The sequence below is a fragment of the Roseovarius sp. CAU 1744 genome (genome assembly GCF_039839345.1).
GTDB lineage: Bacteria > Pseudomonadota > Alphaproteobacteria > Rhodobacterales > Rhodobacteraceae > Roseovarius.
This window is the reverse complement of record NZ_JBDOQV010000004.1, coordinates 238,305-256,273: the sequence shown is the minus strand read 5'-3', so window position 1 is coordinate 256,273 and position 17,969 is coordinate 238,305. Positions and strand designations below refer to the sequence as shown.

Sequence of the window (17,969 nt, the reverse complement as noted above, 5' to 3'; positions counted from 1 at the left end):
ATTTGAGGGACGATACTCATGTTTCTTCTCCGGGGTGTCGAACCCGTTTTGTCCGTAGTTTGGCTGTAGAACCCGACCGCGTGGGGTTTCTTTTGCGCTGCCTCGGATCCCGCGTGGTGACTTCCGCATTCCAGCTCCAATCAGCGAACTTGTCGCCGGTTTGGCGCAGGTGGGTGTAGCGCTTGAGCGACGTCCATGATCGGTGGCCGGAAACAGCAGCCGCGTGTGGAACGTTGTAGCCGATCTCGAACAGGCGCGAGACGCCTTCGTGCCTCAGGTCGTGGAAGCGCAGATCCTCGATCCCCAGAAACTGCGTTGCCCGTGTAAAGGCCGCGCTGATCGCATCGGTGGAGTACGGGAAGATCTGGCTCGCGTGTTTGGGCATCGCCTCGATGATTGCCAGCGCCGGATCGGGCAGGTCGCACCAGACGTCGTTTCCAATCTTCTCGCCGGGGTTCTTCATGTCGCGCACAAGGATCCGTTTGCCCTCCGTGTCGAGGTCCGCCCATTTGATCCGGGTGATCTCTTCCTGCCGCCGGGTCGAGAAGATCGCAAAGGCGGTGACGCGATGCATGGGGACAGAGGAGGGGCGTCGGATCGAGCGGTCGAGGAAATGCGCCATCAACTGCTCGAGTTCATCCAGCGTGGGGCGCCGGTCGCGGTGGCGGCTCTTCTGGGTCAGGCCCAGCCTCTTAGCGACGATCATCGCATTGCGCATCGCGCGCTCGTCCAGCGGATAGTTCCAGGCCGGGCCGGCCACTGTGAAGACCGCGCTAAGATGGGAAAGGTAGTTCGCCACGGTCTGCGGCGAGACACCGGTATTCAGCTTCTCCTTGGCGAAGGCCACGATGTCGGCGCTGTCGATCTGGGCACAGAGCTTGTTCGCGATGTCGAACTCCTTGATGCTTTTCAGTACCTGCGCCTTGGTCCGACCGATTGCCTTCGCGCTGTCTTCCACATATTTGTCGATTGCGTCGCCGAGGGTCACTTCGCGGCGGCGGGTCTCTCCGATGGGCAGGTTTTCGAGGGCGCCGGGCTTGGCGAGGTCCTTCTCGCGCTTCTCGATCCAGGCCGCGGCGGTCGAGCGCAGCTCGAAGGTCCGGTTCTCGCGCCAGACGGTTTTTCCAGCCCGCCGAACGGCGATCTGGGCAAGCCAGGAGGCAGTGCCGTCTTTGCGCTTTCGCTTGATGATGGTACCCATGGGGTTACAACATTTGGCCCAAGTTACAACATTTGTTGTAAATCATACCCGAAATGGGCGCGATTTACAACAAATGAGACAAGAACGGGCTTGAGGATTGAGCGATAAATGGCTGATAAAAATAAAAAATCAAACAATTTCAATATGCCCCTTTTGGCGGTCGCGCCGATGATGGATTGGACCGACCGGCATTGCCGTTTCCTGCACCGCCAATTGTCGCGACATGCGTTGCTTTATACCGAGATGGTGACCGCCCCGGCACTGGTCCGCGGGCAGGCGATGCACCTGCTGGACTACTCTGCGGCGGAACATCCGGTAGCGTTGCAACTGGGCGGATCGGATCCCGCTGAACTGGCCAAGGCGGCAAAACTGGGAACCGAGGCGGGGTATGACGAGATCAACCTGAACGTGGGGTGCCCCTCTGATCGGGTGCAATCCGGCACCTTCGGCGCGGTGCTGATGAAAGATCCCGGGCTGGTGGCCGAGTGCTGCGCCGCGCTGATCGAGGCCTCGGCCGTGGAAGTCACGGTCAAGTGCCGTATCGGCGTCGACGACCAGGTGCCGCAAGAAGTGATGCCCGAGTTCCTGGCGCGCGTCAGTGCCTCGGGTGTCAGCCGCTTTGCGATCCACGCGCGCAAGGCCTGGCTGGAAGGGCTCAGCCCCAAGGAGAATCGGGAAATCCCGCCGCTGGACTATGATCTGGTGCTGGCGATGAAGGGGATGTTCCCGGCGTTGCACCTGAGCATCAATGGCGGGATCACCTCGTTGGATCAGGCGCAGGCATTTCTGGACGCGGGCATGGATGGCGTGATGTTCGGCCGGGCGGCCTATCACCAGCCGGCGGAAATCCTCTGTTCGGCGGATCGCCGGATCTTTGGCCGGGGTGACGCCGACAGCACGGTCCGCACGGCGGTCCACGCCATGTTGCCCTATATCGAAAACCACCTGGCGGGCGGCGGTCGTCTGCATCAGGTGACCCGGCACATGCTGGGCCTGTTCGCCGGGCGTCCCGGTGCGCGGGGCTGGCGGCGGACCCTTTCCGAGGGCGCGGTCCGGGAAGGCGCGGGGCCGGAGCTGGTGCTGGAGGCGCTGGCCTGCGTCACCTGACGAAAAACCCGTTGTGGGCCGGGCTCAAATCCGCTCTATGTGACCCGCAACCCACTTTCCGGAACCGCAACCATGCCTGATCCGTCCCTACTGATTGCCATGCTGGCCCTGCTGCTGGTGATCGGCGCTTTTGCAGGTGTGCTGGCGGGCCTGCTGGGCGTGGGCGGCGGCATCGTCCTGGTGCCGGCATTTTTCTATGCGTTTCAAACCCTTGGCTATGACGGCCCGCAATTGATGCAGGTCTGTCTGGCCACCTCGCTTGCCACGATCATCGTTACTTCTGTCCGGTCCGTTCTGAGCCACAACAAGAAGGGTGCCGTGGATTGGAACATCCTGAAGACCTGGGCGCCGGGCATCGCCATCGGGGCGGTGATCGGGGTAACGGTTGCGTCAAATCTCAGTTCGACCTTCCTGCAGGGGCTGTTCGGCCTGCTGGGCATCGTGATCGGCCTCTACCTGGGATTTGGCCGGTCCGAGTGGCGCCTTGCCGAGACGATGCCGACCGGGCTGACACGGGCGGTACTGTCACCGATACTGGGGCTGCTATCGGTGCTTATGGGCATCGGCGGGGGCAGCTTTGGCGTGCCGCTGATGAGCCTCTACAACACGGCGATCCACCGGGCGGTGGCAACGGCGGCAGGCTTTGGTGTGACCATCGCGGTACCATCGGTCCTGGGCTTTTTGTTTCTGACCATCGCACCCGAACACCGGCCTCCCCTGATGATCGGAGCGGTCAACATTCCGGCCTTCATCGTTGTCATCGCGATGACGTTGATCACCACGCCCTGGGGGGTCCGGCTGGCCCACGCGATGGATCCCAAGCCGCTGAAGCGGGTGTTTGCGGTGTTCCTGACATTGGTGGCGCTGAACATGCTGCGCAAGGCGGTCGGATGGTAGCGGCGCTGTTCGACAGGGGATGGGCGCTGTTTCCGGCAGATCAGGCCGTGCGTGCCTGGGCCGAGGTCGCGGGACCGCTGGCGATCGAGCGGGCAAACGACCCGGAGGAGCAGCGCCAATGGCTGCAATGCGAGGGCACCTGGTTCGTGGGTGTCGACACGTTGCCCAACACGCCGGATGGTGCGGTACCGGGCGGCGGGCCGCTCGCCGGTGCGGCCTATGACGCGGCGCGCGAACACTACGGCACGCTGCCACTGCATCGCGGGCAGGTCTCGGTCATCTATCCGGGCTATCCGCGTCCCCGCGCGGGTGAGGGTGCCGGTGCATTTCGGTACCGGCGGGACCGCGACGCGGCGCATGTCGACGGGTTGCTGGCGGTGGGCGCGGATCGCCGCCGGATGCTGAAGGAACGCCACGCCTATATCCTGGGCCTGCCGCTGACCGACTGCAGCGCCGATGCCAGCCCGCTGGTGGTGTGGGAGGGCAGCCACCGGGTCATGCGCACGGCCTTCGAGGCGGCCCTGGGCCACCTGCCGGAAACCGACTGGGCCGAGGTCGATTTGACCGATATTTACCAGGAGGCACGGCGCGAAGTATTCGCGCGCTGCCCGCGGGTGACCGTCCCCGCCAGACCGGGCGAGGCCTATCTGGTGCATCGCCACGCCCTGCATGGGGTCGCCCCGTGGGCGGACGGCGCGACAGCCCCTGAGGACGGCCGGATCATCGCCTATTTCCGCCCCGAACTTCCGGCCGGATCGGAGGATTGGCTGCGCGCCGCATGATCGTGGCTTGCCCTGGGGGTTATGCCGCTGCCGGTGCGCCGATCATCGGGCCGATGCCGCGTTTTCTTGCGCCGGCGTTCGGTCCGCGATGCCTGCCGCCAGCCTGCCAAGATGCGATGACCTGCCGCGCAGAAACTGGTGCAGCCTGTCCGCGTAACCTTCGGGCGGGGCATTGATGACCGAGGGGCGTTTGGCAACCGATCTGCGCCAGCCCGAAATGGCGGGCAGGCCGGTCAGGATATCGAAATCGCCAATCTGGTCGAACACGTCGAAATACCTGAAAATGGTTCCCCAGACCCCGTCGACCATGTGAAACGCATCCCCGGCGAAAAACGGCCCCGCGACCTCCTTGTCGATCCGTTGGAATTTTTCGCGCAGCGCCAGGCGTTTTGCGTCAAACGCCGGTTCGTCGGCTGCGCCGTAGAAACCGGCGATGGCCGACAATGTTTCCGAACCGAACTCGATCCAGGCCCGGTGCCGCGCTTTTTCAAGGGCATCGGCGGGGTGCAGCGACCCCGGTGTCGTCTCGTCCAGGTATTCCGCGATCACCTGGCTTTCGAACAGCACCGTTCCGCCGATTTCCAGGATAGGGACACGTCCGAGCGGGGACAGGAGGCGAAACCAGTCCGGCTTGTTCGCAAGGTCGATATAGGTTCTGTCATGCGCGATCCTTTTCTCATCCAGCACGATCACGGCCCGCTGGACGTAAGGACACAGGTGATGACTGATGAGATGTGGCCTGGACATGGGGGTCTATCCTTTTAGATGCAATTGCATGTAAATATGTGGCTGTATTCTTGAAAGTCAATGCGTTTGCATTTACTTTTCCGTGATGACCATGCCCTCGGAAACAGCCGTCAAGACCTGGATCAATCTGGCACGCGCCTATGGCACGGCGATGACAGAGATCAATGAAGCCCTTGCCGCCAACGGCCTGCCGCCGCTGATCTGGTACGATATCCTGCTGGAGTTGGAGCGGGCCGGGGATGACGGGCTCCGCCCGTACGAGCTGGAACACGCCCTGCTGCTGAAACAATACCGGGTGTCCCGGCTGGTTGACCGGATCGCGCGCGATGGGTACTTGCGCCGCCAGTCCTGTGATGACGACCGGCGGGGAAAACGCCTGGTCATCACTGACGAGGGCAGGGCGCTGCGCCGCAGCATGTGGCAGATTTACGGCGCGAAGATCCACGCGCTTGTCGGCCACAAGCTGAGCGACGCCCAGAGCAGAAAGCTTGCAGCGCTTTTGGCGGAGTTGACCGGATAGGCGGAATTCCGGCACTGCGGTTTGGCGCGTGACACCCGGAACATGAGGCGCCGCGCGCTGCGCAGACATGCGGCATCAATGCGCAATCCGGCTGCCCGGTTCAGCCGCCGCGCTGCATCCGCGCCGCCCGGCCGCCGCGGCGTTTGCGCAGAAGTGGTGCGCGGTCCGGTAGCTCGGCCATGATTTCGTGGCGCTCGTCGGCGCTCATCTTCGACCAGCGGCTGATTTCGTCGACAGTCCGGAAACAGCCGGTGCAGATCCGCGCCTCGGGGTGCACGACACAGACGCGCACGCAGGGGCTCTCGATCTCGTCGCGGGTCCAGATGGGGGTGTCGTCGCTCATTCGGTCGCTCTCAGATGGCTCAGCCGGTCCAAAACTCCCTGCAGGATATAGGACGCGGCGATATTATCTATGACCTCGGCGCGACGTTTTCGTGTCGTATCCGCCTCCAGCAGGGCTTTTTCGGCGGCAACGGTCGACAGGCGTTCGTCCCAGAAACCGATGGGCAGATCGGTGAGCCGCTCCAGGTTGCGGGCAAACGCGCGAGTAGATTGACAGCGCGGGCCTTCCGAACCGTCCATGTTGCGTGGCAGCCCCAGGATGATACCGCCGATGCCCCGTCCGGCGGCGATCTCCAGCAGCCGCGCCGCGTCCAGCCCGAATTTGCGCCGCTTGACGGTCTCGAACGGGCTGGCAACCGAGAGCAGCCCGTCGGAAATGGCAACGCCGATGGTCTTTTCCCCCAGGTCCAGACCCATCAGCGCCCGGTGCGGGGGCAGGGCGGCGGAAAATGCCTCGATCTCTTCGATGATCATTCTGCCACCCCGGCCTCGATCGCGCTGGCGCGGATTTTCTCTAGCGAACCGGGCGCATCCCAGAACGCCTGCTGCGCGTCACTCCAGGCGGCGCGGGCCAGTTCGGTTTCACCCAGCACGCCATAGGCCGCGATCAGCCGCGCCCATTCTTCCGCCGTGCCGCCGTCATTTTCAAGGCGTTCGGCCAGGCCGCTGACCATGCCCCGGATCATCGTAATACGCTCCTCGGGCGTCATGTTGCCCGCGGCGTCGATATCATCGGCCGACGGGCCGCGCGGTTCTTCGGTCAGCTGGTATTGCACGCCGGCTCGCCAGGCAAGCGCTTCGATCTGGGCGCGTATCGGGGCAACCCAGGGCGCGTCAGAGGGGCTTTCGCGCAAGAGTTCTTCCCACATGCGAAACGCGGCATCGGGCCGGTCAACCTGTATCAGGTAGAGGCCCAGATAGTACCGCGATGTCGGGTTTCCGGGGTCGGCCTGCAGGGCCTTGCGCAGGGCCGCTTCGGCCTCGGTCGAGACATAGCCCCCCGCCGCCGCAATCATCAGGTCGGCCAGCAGCGCGTGATCGTCGGCGTTTGCCCCGGGCCCCTTGACCCGAATGACCTGTTGCTGCGCCGCGTAGGCGGCCCTGACATTGCCAAGCGCCGCTTCGTTGCGCACCAGCAACCGCAGGCCACGCAGGTCATCGGGCCGGTCCCTGACGGTGTCGCGCAGCTTTTCCATCAGCGCCAGATAATCCGGTGTCGCCTCGGGCGCGGCCGGGCGGGCGGGGGCGCGCGCCTCGGCGTCGGCCTGGTTCAGCCGCTCGGCCCGGGCCTGATCCGAGGCCGCGATCCGCGACTCGAGCGGCAGATCGCCGTAGCCCGGCACACCCAGCCAGCCATAGAGCGCCAACGAGCCGCCCGTCAGCAGCGCCAGAAGGCCAAGCGCCACGGCAATGCTGCCACGGTTGTCCTTCTCTGCTGGGGCGGCTGCACTGCGGAGCTCGGCATCGGCGGCCAGCAACCGGCGCGAAATCTCGGTCCGCACGCGTTCGGCCTCGGATTCGGCGATAACACCGCGCATGAGGTCGCGGTCCACTTCCTTCAGCTGATCGCGGTAAACCCTGAGGTCATAGGCGGCCTGCGGCACGTCCCCGCCACGCCCGCGCAGGATGGCCAGCGCCAGCAGCGCGCCAACACCTACGGCGATCGAGGTGATGATGATCCAGAAACCCATGACGTCTCCCGTTCATTTTGTCATGTAGCGGCACGGCCCCCGGGAAAAAAGGTCAAACCGGCCGCGAGGGGCCCGGCAAAGCAGCGCCATGATGCCGCAATGTCGCGATTCCGATGTTTTGTGCCGCCGTGAGAGTGCATCTGCGCCCGGAAAGGGAGCATTTAAGAGCAGTTCATGCTTCCTGCGAATCCACACCAGACCCGAGAGCGCGTATGAAACGTTATTCCGCCTTTGCCGTCGCCCGAGAGGCTGCCCGTTTCCACATGGGATGGGAACGCGCCTGGACCTCGCCCGAACCCAAGCCAAAATACGATGTCATCATCATCGGTGCCGGCGGGCATGGGCTGGCCACCGCCTATTACCTGGGCAAGAATTTCGGCATTACCAACGTGGCGGTGCTGGAAAAGGGCTGGCTGGGCGGCGGCAATACCGGGCGCAACACCACCATCATCCGTTCGAACTACCTGCAGGATCCCTCGGCCGCGATCTACGAGAAAGCCCGCGCGCTCTACGAGACGATGAGCCAGGATCTGAACTACAACGTCATGTTCAGCCCGCGGGGCGTGATCATGTTGGCCCAGACCGAACACGAGGTGCGCGGCTACAAGCGCACGGCCCACGCCAACGCTCTGCAGGGCGTCAAGACCGAGTTCATCACGCCCGCGCGCGTGAAGGAAATCGTGCCGATCATCAATCTCGAAGGGCCGCGTTACCCGGTGCTGGGCGGGCTCTGGCAGGCGCGCGGCGGCACCGCGCGGCATGATGCGGTGGCCTGGGGCTATGCCCGCGCGTGCTCGGACATGGGGATGCACATCATCCAGAAATGCGAAGTCACCGGCGTGCGCACCGAGGGCGGCAAGGTGGTGGGTGTCACCACCAGCAAGGGCGACATCGACTGCAACAAGCTGGGCATGGTCGTGGCCGGCAACGCGGGTCACGTGGCGGGCATGGCGGGGTTCCGTCTGCCGGTCGAATCCGTGGCGCTTCAGGCGCTGGTCAGCGAACCGATCAAGCCCTGCATGGATTGTGTCGTGATGGCCAATACCGTGCATGGCTACATGAGCCAGTCCGACAAGGGCGAAATGGTGATCGGCGGCGGCACTGACGGATTCAACAACTACACCCAGCGGGGCAGCTTCCATCATATCGAGGAAACCGTGCGCGCGCTGGTGGAAACCTTCCCGATGGTTGCGCGGCTCAAGATGCTGCGGCAATGGGGCGGGATCGTCGACGTGACCGGCGACCGCTCGCCGATCATCGGCACGACGCCGGTCGAGGGCATCTTTATCAATTGCGGCTGGGGTACCGGCGGGTTCAAGGCGATCCCGGGTTCCGGCTGGGGCTTCGCCGAGCTGATGGCCAAGGGGCACTCCCCGCTGACCGAGGCCTTCGGGCTCAACCGTTTCTACGAAGGCCGCTTCATCGATGAAAGCGTGGCCGCCGGCGTAGCGCACTGACGGGGCCGGCATGACGCGGGTGGCGGCATACGGGCATCAGGGCAATTTTTCACCGACTTCGGGTCTGGTGGGGAACCTTGTGCAGTTTCGGCGCGTTGAAAGGTCAAACGAACCTGACAACGGAGCTGAAACATGTCTGACAAAGACACACATACCCATATCGAACGGACCGAAAAAACCGGCGGCTCGACCGGGCTTGCCTTCATCGTTGGCGGGCTGGTCGTGGCCGTCGGCGTCATCGCGTGGGTCATCTATGGCGGCGCGGATGATGATGTCGACATTTCGATCGAAGGTGTCGGAGAGGCCGTCGAATCCGCCTCTGAAAGCGTCGGTGAGGCCGCCGAGTCGGCTGCCGGAGCCGCCGAAAATGCAGCGGAATCCGCGGCAGAATCGGCTGAATCAGCCGCAGAAGCCGTGGAATCCGGCACTGAAAACAACTGACACGGAATTTTCCGGCAATCGCGACGGCAGGCGTTACCAAGCGCCTGTCGACGCTGTTCTTTTTCCACCGGTTTCATCGGTTTGCCCTGATCGCCGGGCGGAATTTGGCCGAGCATCCCGTGCACAAGTTGCGGGGAATGGCCGGTTTGGGCCGGGGATTTCCGCTCATTCTTCTCATGGCCGCCGTGTGTCCCCATCCTTGTTCGTGCAAGGAAAGGAGATCATGCCATGTCAGACTACGATCAGTGGCGCGACACGCATAACTTCTCGCGCGGTACCATCGACACCGGCAGTTCAAGCTCGGGCCTGCTCTGGCTCTTCGTCGCCGTTGCGGTGCTGGGAGTCCTCGTGCTTGTCGGCTCTCTGGGCGGCGGTTCCACCACCGTCGAACATCCCGGCGGCGCGGGCGCCGATCCGGTCATTGCCCCGGCCGAACCCGAGGCTGCCGGCACAGTGCCGATCGAATAACACCAAATCTCACGCGAACACCTTGGGCGGGGGCCATCCGGCGCCCGCCCCTGGTGTGTTCGTCGCGGCAAACTTCGCGGCAGGGTCGGGCGTGTCAGTCGCTGCCCGGCCAATACCTGGGGCCGCCGCCCTTGGCGCGATTGTTGGTGCTGTCACCGTCGCGCGAGATGCCTCGGAACACGACGATTGCCGCAACGACAAGCACAATCGCGATCGGCGCGATCTTCAAGATATTTATCAACACAGAGCTGTCCTGCATGGCTTTCAATGTAAGAATGCAGTGCTTCAAATGCCAGAAGGAGCCGTAAGATGCTGATCCTGACCTGCCCGTATTGCGGCGTGACGGCTGAGGAAACCGAGTTCCACGCCGGTGGCGAAGCGCATATCAAGCGCTTTGGTCCCGGCTCGGATGACACGCAATTCCACGGCTATCTCTTCGCCAAGGAAAACGCCAAGGGCGTGCATTTTGAACGCTGGCGGCACAATAATGGCTGCGGCAAGTGGTTCCACGCCGCCCGCTGCACCACCACGCTCGAGGTTTTTGGCACCTATAGCGCCCAGACCACCGAGCCGCCGAAGGACATCAGGGACAAGATCACGGCCAAGCGGCCGGGCTGGCGCTGGAGAGAATTCGCATGAGCGCCCGTTTTCATCGTTCCCGAAATACTCCCGCCGGAGGCATCCGACCCCTCCACCTAGAACAGGGCTTCCAGCCATGAGCACACGTCTGGCCACGGGCGGCCGTCTTCTGAACCGGGACCGCGCCCAGAATTTCACCTTCAACGGCAAGCGCCTGACGGGATTTGAGGGCGATACGCTTGCCTCGGCCCTGCTGGCCAACGATCAGATGCTGATCGGCCGGTCGTTCAAGTACCACCGCCCGCGCGGCGTGGTGGCAAGCGGCGCCGAGGAACCCAACGGCCTTGTCGGTCTGGGCACGGGCGACAGGTTCGAACCCAACCAGCGCGTCACCACGACCGAGCTCTTCGACGGGCTGACCTGCGCCAGCCAGAACCACTGGCCCAGCCTGGAATTCGACGTGGGCGCAATCAACACGCGCCTGTCGCGGTTCCTGCCGGCGGGGTTCTATTACAAGACCTTCATCAGCCCGCGGCCGTTCTGGAAACATGTCTACGAGCCGATCATCCGCCGGTCTGCCGGTCTGGGCAAGGCGCCCAAGGAACGTGACAACGACACCTACGAGCATTTCTATGCCTTCTTCGACGTTGTCGTCGTGGGCGGTGGTGTTGCCGGGTTGCAGGCCGCGCGGGCGGCCGGCAAAGCCGGGGCGAAGGTTCTGCTGATGGAACAGACCGCCCATTGGGGCGGGCGCGCGCCGGTCGATCATGCCATCGTTAACGAAGATGAAGAAAACATTAACGGCAGCCCTGTGGATAAGTTCGTGGACGAAATCGTTGCCGAACTGGAAACAATGGACAACGTGACCCTGCGCACAAGGATGATGGGGGCGGGGATCTATGACCACGGCTATGTCATCGGCTATGAACGGGTGAACGACCATCAGCCTGACGCGGCAGGGCCGCGCCACCGGCTATGGCGGATTCGCGCGGGCCGGATCATCTCGGCGACGGGCGCGATCGAACGACCGCTCAGCTTTGCCGGGAATGATATTCCGGGCGTGCTGCTGGCCTCGGCCGTGCGCGATTATGCCGTGAATTTCGGCGTCTCGGTTGGCGACCGCACGGTTGTCGTGACCAATGGTGATGATGCGTATCGCACAGCGATCACCCTTAAAAAACAGGGTCTGGACGTGCCTGTCATCGTCGATGCACGGGTACTTCCCGAAGACAGCGCATTGATGGCAGAAGCCAAGGCGCTGGGGATCCGGGTGATGATGGGCCATGCCATCGCCGCAGTCAAAGGCGGCAAGCGCGTCACCGGCGTTGAGATCTGCTCGCAGGCCGGTGAGGGCGCCGTGCTGGAGACGGTCGACTGCGATACGGTCGCCATGTCGGGCGGCTGGTCGCCGGTGGTGCATCTCTGGTCGCATTGCGGTGGCAAGCTCGTCTGGGACGAGGCACAGGCGCATTTCCGCCCGGATGTGGATAATCCGCCGCGCGGCGCCGATGGCGACGGCTTCGTGATTGCCGCAGGGTCAGCCAACGGCGCGCTGGATCTGAGCGCCGTGCTGGCCGATGCCGATGCGGCGGGCAAGGCCGCGGCCGGGGATACCGGCAACAAACCGGGCCGGGCCAAGGCACCAGAGGCCACGACCCTCGAAGAGGCGCCGATGGCGGCTGTCTGGCTGATGCCGCAGGGCGCGGGCATCAAGAAACGCATGAAGGCGTGGCTGGACTATCAGAACGACGTCAAGGTCAGCGATGTCCAACTGGCCGCGCGCGAAGGATTTGAATCGGTCGAACACGCCAAGCGTTACACCACGCTGGGCATGGCGACCGATCAGGGCAAGCTGAGCAACATCAACGGCCTGGCGATCCTGTCGGACGCGCTGAACCAGCCGATCCCGCAGACCGGCACCACCACCTTCCGCCCGCCCTATACGCCGATCTCGCTGGCCGCGATCGCCGGCGAGGCCCGTGACGAGCGGTTCCAGCCGATCCGCAAGACCCCGATCCACGGCTGGCACGAGGAGAATGGCGCCGTGTTCGAGCCGGTGGGCCAGTGGCGCCGCCCCTATGCGTTCACCAAGCCGGGTGAAAGCGTGCATGACGCGGTGACGCGCGAGATCAGGCAGACCCGCGACAGCCTGGGCCTGCTGGATGCCTCGACCCTGGGCAAGATCATCGTCAAGGGCCCCGATGCGGGCCGGTTCCTTGACATGCTCTACACCAACATGATGTCGACGCTGAAACCGGGCCGCTGCCGCTATGGGCTGATGTGCAACGAGAACGGTTTCCTGGTGGATGACGGCGTGGTGGCCCGGATCGACGACGACACGTTCCTGTGCCACACCACCACCGGCGGCGCCGAGTCGATCCACGGCCATATGGAAGAATGGCTGCAGACCGAATGGTGGGACTGGCAGGTCTATACCGCCAACGTGACCGAGCAATATGCCCAGATCGCGGTGGTCGGCCCCAATGCGCGCAAGACGCTGGAAAAACTGACCGATGCCGATATCAGCGGCGAGGCGCTGCCGTTCATGGCCTGGGCCGATATCACCCTGGGTGACGGCATCCCGGCGCGGGCCTATCGGATCTCGTTCTCGGGCGAGCTGAGCTACGAGATCGCCGTGCCCGCCAGCCGGGGCCGCGAGCTGTGGGACCTGCTGCTGGCGGTTGGCGCCGAGGATGGCATCACGCCCTACGGCACCGAAGGTCTGCACGTGATGCGCGCCGAAAAGGGCTTCATCATGATCGGCGACGAAACCGACGGCACGGTGATCCCGCAGGATCTGAACATGCAGTGGGCGATTTCCAAGAAGAAGGACGACTTTCTTGGCAAGCGCGCGCAGGAGCGCAGCCATATGGCCGATCCGAACCGCTGGAAACTGGTCGGGCTGGAAACCACCGATGGATCGGTCCTGCCCGATGGCGCCTATTGCGTGGCCGAAGGCACCAACGACAACGGCCAGCGCAATGTGCAGGGGCGGGTCACCTCGACCTATTATTCGCCGACGCTCGACAAGGGCATTGCCATGGGGCTGGTGCTGCACGGCCCCGAACGCATGGGCGAGGTGATTGATTTTCCCAAGGTGGACGGCACCGTCGTGAAGGCGAAAATCGTCGATCCCATCTTCTACGACAAGGACGGGGAGAAGCAGAATGTCTAAGCCGATCAGCGCGCTGGATGGTGCGAGCTTTCAGGGTTTTGCCAAGGTCGAGGATGTCGGCCTGCGTGGCATGATCACGATCCGCGGCGACCTGGCATCGGCCGGTATCAAGAAGGCGGCCACTGCTGCGACCGGTCTGGACCTGCCAGGTCAGCGCGAGGTCAAGCTGTCGGGCGAAAACGCCCTGGCGTGGATGTCGCCCGACGAGTTGCTGGCATTGGTGCCTTACGCCGATGTGGACAAAAAGATCGCCGCGATCGACAAGGCGCTGAAAGGCAAGCATTATCTTGCGGTCAACGTCTCGGATGCGCGGGCGGTGTTCCGGGTGTCGGGCACAGGCGCCCGCGAGGTGATCGCCAAACTTTCGCCGGTCGATATGTCGGCCGAAGCGTTTGGCGTGGGTAGGATCCGCCGGACCCGGATGGCGCAGGTGCCGGCCGCCTTCTGGATCGACGCGGACGGCGCGATCACGGTAATCTGCTTCCGCTCGGTGGCCGAATATGTGTTCAACCTGCTCAAGGGCGCGGCCGCCAAGGGCAGCGAGGTGCATCACCTGGCCTGATTAACGGCGAGAGATGCGCGATGACCGTGGCATTCCCCGTTGCGGTCCGCCAATGTCATGGGCGTGCCGGTCTGGCGCGCCCATTTTTCGTGTCGGGACACGGAACCCCAAGATCGGGCTTGACGTTAACCCCCTGGGCCTACCATGTAAGGCCATGAGAATTTCAACCAAAGAACAGGGGGCCCAAAATGGCTTTTGAACTTCCCGATCTTCCCTATGCCCACGATGCGCTGGCCGAAAACGGCATGTCGCAAGAGACGCTGGAATACCACCATGACCTGCACCACAAGGCCTATGTCGACAACGGCAACAAGCTGATCGAAGGGACTGAATGGGAAGGGAAATCTCTTGAGGAGATCATCACCGGCACCTATGACAAGAGCGCCGTTGCGCAATCCGGCATCTTCAACAACATCAGCCAGCTGTGGAACCACAACCAGTTCTGGGAGATGATGGGCCCGGGCAATTCGTCGATGCCGTCGGAACTGGAAAGCGCGATCAAGGACAGCTTTGGCTCGGTCGATGAATTCAAATCGCAGTTCTCCGCTGCCGGCGCAGGGCAGTTCGGTTCGGGCTGGTGCTGGCTGGTCAAGAATGCCGATGGCGGGCTGGCGGTGACCAAGACCGAAAACGGCGTGAACCCGCTCTGCTTCGGTCAGACGGCGCTGTTGGGCTGCGACGTGTGGGAGCATTCCTACTACATCGACTTCCGCAACAAGCGCCCGGCCTACCTGACCAACTTCCTCGACAACCTGGTCAACTGGGAAAACGTCGCGTCGCGCATGTGATCTCTGGCAACGCGTCAGAATATCCCCGTCGGCCTGCAGGCCGACGGGGATTTTTTGTGGTCGAATGACGGGTCTGAGCCCTCACCGGTAATTGTTATTTTGTGCTGCGTGCGCTCGCAGCTAAGATTTTTCTGCACACGCGCAAATTCTCATGTTGCGGTGCGGCGGCGAGACCGGCCATTCGCGCATCACGCAGCGTTTTTGCAGGGGCAGGGCACCGAACCGGCTGCGACCTTCCTGGGGGCAGTCGCCCGCACTGACCTGTGTAAGGGCGGCGAGACCGACCTGCGCGTACCCTTTGGGAAACAGGGACGATCCACGTTCCTTCAACAAAGGAATGGAATGACAATGGCCGACCCCAATGTACCAAACCCGCACCCGCCCGAGTTTGATCGGTTTCTCTACGCGTCCGTCGGCGAGGACCGGAACGGCTATGCCGTGACTGTGCTCTCCACGCTCGCGCGGCTTGGTCTCGATCCATGGAACGAAACCGCTGAACTGGTCTCGCTGGGGCGCGACGGCGCGCGAGCGCGATTGGGGGCACTGCTTGCCCGATTTCGGGACGTTCCCGCGCTCGCCAGCGATCACGGCAGGATCGCACGAGACTTGAGCCAGTTGCTTCCCGAAGGCCGGACGTCAGGTAGCCTAAAGCGAGCTGCCTCGGCTGTCGCAGACGGTCACCCGGGAAAAAGCGGAGCGATCTGGGCAGTGCTCGCGATCATCTTTGTGCTGTTTCAGATGTTCATGGTTGGCGGGTCGGGGTCAGGCGAATGACCGTCTCAACCGCGATCGCGAACAGACCGGCACATGCAGCGCACAAGTCCGGGACGCTTTCTCCACACGAACAGGGCATACTCTGGGACATGGAGGAACACTTCTGGACCAGCGGCGCCGACAACGCGCGGGCAACGACTGCAACCAACGCAGTCATGGTCTTCCCCTATTCTCCCGGCATCCTCCAGGGCGACCATATCTGGACCCATCTTCGGGATAGGACCGGCTGGCGCTCTGTTGTCATGGCCGAACGGCGCGTGATGCGGTGTCATGACATCGCCATTCTCACCTATCGCGTCTCGGCGGAGAAACCCGATGTGCCGATCTACAAGGCTCTCTGTGCCTCGACCTACCTCAACGATGAGGACAGATGGCTGAGGATTTCCCACCAGCAAACTGCGGTGACTTAACAAGCGCAGAGATAATCGACCAGCCGCAGGCGCCGGGACTAACCTGCGTCAGTGCGGCGAGGCTTTGATACGGCTAGGTGAGACGTGCCCGCCGAATATTTGGTGGTGCATTTTTCCGAGTACCCGAGAAGCGTGTGGGCGTGTCGATCCCCAAAAGACGGCATGTCGACACGCTTCTTATTCTCGGAGCGTCCAGGAAAGGACAAATCCAATGACTCCCGAACAGAACAAGACTGCCGAGAAGATGACCTCCGTGAAGGCCGCGTGGGACAAGGCGCCCGCTGGTCCGAAGAAGGACGCAGCGCTCAAGCACTATCAGGCCGCCGAGAAGGCGAACACGGCGAAGAACGACGCCGAGACCAACAAGGAACTCGATGCGGCGACCCGCGCCCTCGCGTGAACGCCATCGTCTGATGTGATAATTGGGGTCGCCTGCCGAGTAACGGTAGGCGGCCCTCTCACTTCAGGAGCGGCCCAGTCTGATCCAGATATGCGGGATCGAATTCGGCAAGGTCTACCAACCCGTCGTAGTCGTGAAACGTCACGCGACCGTCCCGAAAGGTCACCAGCGCGTGTTCGCGAAGCTGCCGCAAAACGCGGTTCACGTGGATGGCACTTAACCCCAGCGCATCCGCGATGTGGTACTGCGTCAGCGGGCAGTCATACCCATCCTTGGTTCCCATGCCGACAAGCTCCAGCCGCGATTCCAGCTCCAGCAGGAAATGCGCCATGCGGGCGTCCGCATCACGTCGACCGATCCCGACGAGATGTTCCACCACCATCGCCTCGTCCCTTGACGCCGCCCAGAGTATGGCGGTCGCCAGGCGCGGCGTCTGCGCGAACGCATTAAGAAGGTCGCTCTTCAAGACTTCCGCAGCCTCGATGTCGACGACGGGTACGAAACTGTGGTCCGAAGTGCGCAAGAGGGCGCTGCGCAACCCGAGAAAATCCCCTGGCACCTGGAAATCCACGATTTGCCGAGTCCCGTCGGCCTGTAGCTTGTAGGAACAGACCCAACCCGCGGACAGAATATACGCGGCCTGAACCGACTGGCCCTGATGCACCATATCACGCCCCGCGACGAAGGAGCGACGACGCTGGTGCAATCGTTTAAGCACGGCGAGTTCGACCTCAGACAGGGCAACGAAGGCGGAGAGTTTGCGGGTCAGGGGGCTGCGTTCTATCGATTTCATGGGGCCTCACCAAGTGTCGCGGACCAAGAGCGGAGAATCGGTCGGGACACTGCTTTAAATCAGTACAGTATAGAGCATTTCCTGCGATACGTACGGATGCATCTAAACCTCACAACCTCCCGTTCACGATGCCAAGGAAGGAAACCCGGATGTCCACGGCGAGCGAACATGCAGGCCAGGCCGCCCTGTCTATCTGCGAGGCGCTCCTGCTTGCCATGAACGATCGCGGGTTGCTGCCGGAGCACGAGATCGTGGGGGTTCTTCGCGACGCAGCGGCGACCCAAGAGAACGCCGTCGGCGCCGACCTCGAAATGGAAAATCATCGCGCCGTCGCCGAATTGATCAACGCGATCATCACTGGCGGCAACTCGGTTCGACGCTCGTGAAATACTACGGCTGCTGTGTCGATCCGTATTTGCGACGCAGAAACTCAACAGGATGCAGACGCCTTGCGTGCAATTCGGCCGAGCATTCGACCAGAGCAGGCCCACCAACGAAACCTCGACAAGGAGCACGTCGATGTCATTCACTCCCCTCCACGACCGGGTTCTCGTTCGCCATATTGAAGGCGACGAAAAGACCTCGGGCGGCCTGATCATCCCTGACAATGCAAAAGAAAAACCGCAGGAAGGCGAAGTCGTATCCGTCGGCGCCGGTGCAAGAGACGACACAGGCACGCGTATCCCAATGGACGTCAAGGCTGGCGACAAAATTCTGTTCGGCAAATGGTCGGGCACTGAAATTAAGATCACCGGTGAAGTGCTGATGATCATGAAGGAGAGCGACATCTTGGGCATTTTGGCCTGAACGACTCTGAACCCTCCCCCATTTTTCA

23 protein-coding genes are annotated in these 17,969 nt (G+C 62.9%); 16 read left to right on the top strand and 7 right to left on the bottom strand.

The window, feature by feature from the left end:
• Positions 1–16: 16 nt before the first annotated feature.
• Complete coding sequence (locus AAFO92_RS10010) at positions 17–1,201, bottom strand: site-specific integrase (RefSeq protein ID WP_347534595.1); 1,185 nt, start codon at positions 1,199–1,201, stop codon at positions 17–19.
• Between the two features lie 144 nt (positions 1,202–1,345).
• Between AAFO92_RS10010 and dusA the strand changes: the two genes are divergently transcribed.
• The 3 genes from dusA to AAFO92_RS09995 all read left to right on the top strand — a co-directional run bounded on the left by dusA (position 1,346) and on the right by AAFO92_RS09995 (position 3,987).
• Entirely contained in the window at positions 1,346–2,308 is a 963-nt protein-coding gene (gene dusA, locus AAFO92_RS10005; RefSeq protein ID WP_347534594.1) for a tRNA dihydrouridine(20/20a) synthase DusA, read from the top strand.
• Positions 2,309–2,380: 72 nt separating this feature from the next.
• Positions 2,381–3,205 carry a sulfite exporter TauE/SafE family protein gene (locus AAFO92_RS10000; protein WP_347534593.1) on the top strand — a complete coding sequence of 275 codons (825 nt, stop codon included), beginning with the start codon at positions 2,381–2,383 and terminating at the stop codon, positions 3,203–3,205.
• On the top strand, positions 3,199–3,987 hold the full coding sequence (locus AAFO92_RS09995) for a hypothetical protein (protein WP_347534592.1): 789 nt from the start codon (positions 3,199–3,201) through the stop codon (positions 3,985–3,987). The genes AAFO92_RS10000 and AAFO92_RS09995 overlap by 7 nt, the downstream gene beginning before the upstream one ends.
• A 42-nt stretch (positions 3,988–4,029) precedes the next feature.
• Here the strand turns inward: AAFO92_RS09995 and AAFO92_RS09990 are convergent, their stop codons facing one another.
• The gene (locus tag AAFO92_RS09990) at positions 4,030–4,734 is read right to left on the bottom strand and encodes a glutathione S-transferase family protein (RefSeq protein WP_347534591.1); all 705 of its coding nucleotides are present in this window, start codon (positions 4,732–4,734) and stop codon (positions 4,030–4,032) included.
• Positions 4,735–4,825: 91 nt separating this feature from the next.
• Here AAFO92_RS09990 and AAFO92_RS09985 point away from each other — a divergent pair, with 91 nt between their 5' ends.
• Positions 4,826–5,254 (top strand): MarR family transcriptional regulator, encoded by a 429-nt coding sequence (locus AAFO92_RS09985; RefSeq protein WP_347534590.1) that lies wholly within the window; start codon positions 4,826–4,828, stop codon positions 5,252–5,254.
• 100 nt (positions 5,255–5,354) lie between these two features.
• Here AAFO92_RS09985 and AAFO92_RS09980 read toward each other — a convergent pair whose 3' ends face one another.
• Genes AAFO92_RS09980 through ccmI form a run of 3 tightly spaced genes read right to left on the bottom strand, consistent with a single transcriptional unit; the run spans position 5,355 to position 7,287 of the window.
• The gene (locus AAFO92_RS09980) at positions 5,355–5,597 is read right to left on the bottom strand and encodes a DUF1289 domain-containing protein (RefSeq protein WP_347534589.1); all 243 of its coding nucleotides are present in this window, start codon (positions 5,595–5,597) and stop codon (positions 5,355–5,357) included.
• On the bottom strand, positions 5,594–6,070 hold the full coding sequence (ruvX, locus tag AAFO92_RS09975) for a Holliday junction resolvase RuvX (RefSeq protein WP_347534588.1): 477 nt from the start codon (positions 6,068–6,070) through the stop codon (positions 5,594–5,596). Before ruvX ends, AAFO92_RS09980 begins: the two co-directional genes overlap by 4 nt.
• Positions 6,067–7,287, bottom strand: coding sequence for a c-type cytochrome biogenesis protein CcmI (ccmI, locus tag AAFO92_RS09970; protein WP_347534587.1), 1,221 nt, complete (start codon positions 7,285–7,287; stop codon positions 6,067–6,069). Before ccmI ends, ruvX begins: the two co-directional genes overlap by 4 nt.
• Before the next feature lie 212 nt (positions 7,288–7,499).
• Here ccmI and AAFO92_RS09965 point away from each other — a divergent pair, with 212 nt between their 5' ends.
• The 3 genes from AAFO92_RS09965 to AAFO92_RS09955 all read left to right on the top strand — a co-directional run bounded on the left by AAFO92_RS09965 (position 7,500) and on the right by AAFO92_RS09955 (position 9,653).
• Positions 7,500–8,744: a sarcosine oxidase subunit beta family protein gene (locus tag AAFO92_RS09965; RefSeq protein WP_347534586.1), complete on the top strand. Its 1,245-nt coding sequence runs from the start codon at positions 7,500–7,502 to the stop codon at positions 8,742–8,744.
• A 132-nt stretch (positions 8,745–8,876) separates the two neighbouring features.
• Positions 8,877–9,185, top strand: a complete 309-nt coding sequence (locus AAFO92_RS09960; RefSeq protein ID WP_347534585.1) for a hypothetical protein — start codon at positions 8,877–8,879, stop codon at positions 9,183–9,185.
• Between the two features lie 228 nt (positions 9,186–9,413).
• On the top strand, positions 9,414–9,653 hold the full coding sequence (locus tag AAFO92_RS09955; RefSeq protein ID WP_347534584.1) for a hypothetical protein: 240 nt from the start codon (positions 9,414–9,416) through the stop codon (positions 9,651–9,653).
• 94 nt (positions 9,654–9,747) lie between these two features.
• On the opposite strand, the gene AAFO92_RS09950 is transcribed toward AAFO92_RS09955, so the two are convergent.
• Positions 9,748–9,897, bottom strand: a complete 150-nt coding sequence (locus tag AAFO92_RS09950; protein WP_347534583.1) for a hypothetical protein — start codon at positions 9,895–9,897, stop codon at positions 9,748–9,750.
• Between the two features lie 65 nt (positions 9,898–9,962).
• Here AAFO92_RS09950 and AAFO92_RS09945 point away from each other — a divergent pair, with 65 nt between their 5' ends.
• The 7 genes from AAFO92_RS09945 (at position 9,963) to AAFO92_RS09915 (ending at position 16,341) form a co-directional block, all read left to right on the top strand.
• Positions 9,963–10,292 (top strand): sarcosine oxidase subunit delta, encoded by a 330-nt coding sequence (locus AAFO92_RS09945; protein WP_347534582.1) that lies wholly within the window; start codon positions 9,963–9,965, stop codon positions 10,290–10,292.
• Positions 10,293–10,368: 76 nt separating this feature from the next.
• Positions 10,369–13,407: a sarcosine oxidase subunit alpha family protein gene (locus AAFO92_RS09940; protein WP_347534581.1), complete on the top strand. Its 3,039-nt coding sequence runs from the start codon at positions 10,369–10,371 to the stop codon at positions 13,405–13,407.
• Positions 13,400–13,969 carry a sarcosine oxidase subunit gamma family protein gene (locus AAFO92_RS09935; RefSeq protein ID WP_347534580.1) on the top strand — a complete coding sequence of 190 codons (570 nt, stop codon included), beginning with the start codon at positions 13,400–13,402 and terminating at the stop codon, positions 13,967–13,969. Before AAFO92_RS09940 ends, AAFO92_RS09935 begins: the two co-directional genes overlap by 8 nt.
• Positions 13,970–14,157: 188 nt before the next feature.
• Positions 14,158–14,757 carry a superoxide dismutase gene (locus AAFO92_RS09930; protein WP_347534579.1) on the top strand — a complete coding sequence of 200 codons (600 nt, stop codon included), beginning with the start codon at positions 14,158–14,160 and terminating at the stop codon, positions 14,755–14,757.
• 348 nt (positions 14,758–15,105) lie between these two features.
• Positions 15,106–15,531, top strand: a complete 426-nt coding sequence (locus AAFO92_RS09925) for a hypothetical protein (RefSeq protein WP_347534578.1) — start codon at positions 15,106–15,108, stop codon at positions 15,529–15,531.
• The gene (locus tag AAFO92_RS09920) at positions 15,528–15,941 is read left to right on the top strand and encodes a hypothetical protein (protein WP_347534577.1); all 414 of its coding nucleotides are present in this window, start codon (positions 15,528–15,530) and stop codon (positions 15,939–15,941) included. Before AAFO92_RS09925 ends, AAFO92_RS09920 begins: the two co-directional genes overlap by 4 nt.
• Positions 15,942–16,152: 211 nt before the next feature.
• Complete coding sequence (locus AAFO92_RS09915; RefSeq protein WP_347534576.1) at positions 16,153–16,341, top strand: hypothetical protein; 189 nt, start codon at positions 16,153–16,155, stop codon at positions 16,339–16,341.
• A 58-nt stretch (positions 16,342–16,399) separates the two neighbouring features.
• Here AAFO92_RS09915 and AAFO92_RS09910 read toward each other — a convergent pair whose 3' ends face one another.
• Positions 16,400–17,134 carry a Crp/Fnr family transcriptional regulator gene (locus tag AAFO92_RS09910; protein ID WP_347534575.1) on the bottom strand — a complete coding sequence of 245 codons (735 nt, stop codon included), beginning with the start codon at positions 17,132–17,134 and terminating at the stop codon, positions 16,400–16,402.
• Positions 17,135–17,283: 149 nt separating this feature from the next.
• Between AAFO92_RS09910 and AAFO92_RS09905 the strand changes: the two genes are divergently transcribed.
• Positions 17,284–17,520: a hypothetical protein gene (locus tag AAFO92_RS09905; RefSeq protein ID WP_347534574.1), complete on the top strand. Its 237-nt coding sequence runs from the start codon at positions 17,284–17,286 to the stop codon at positions 17,518–17,520.
• A gap of 133 nt (positions 17,521–17,653) precedes the next feature.
• Positions 17,654–17,941, top strand: a complete 288-nt coding sequence (locus AAFO92_RS09900) for a co-chaperone GroES (RefSeq protein WP_347534573.1) — start codon at positions 17,654–17,656, stop codon at positions 17,939–17,941.
• Positions 17,942–17,969: the final 28 nt, after the last annotated feature.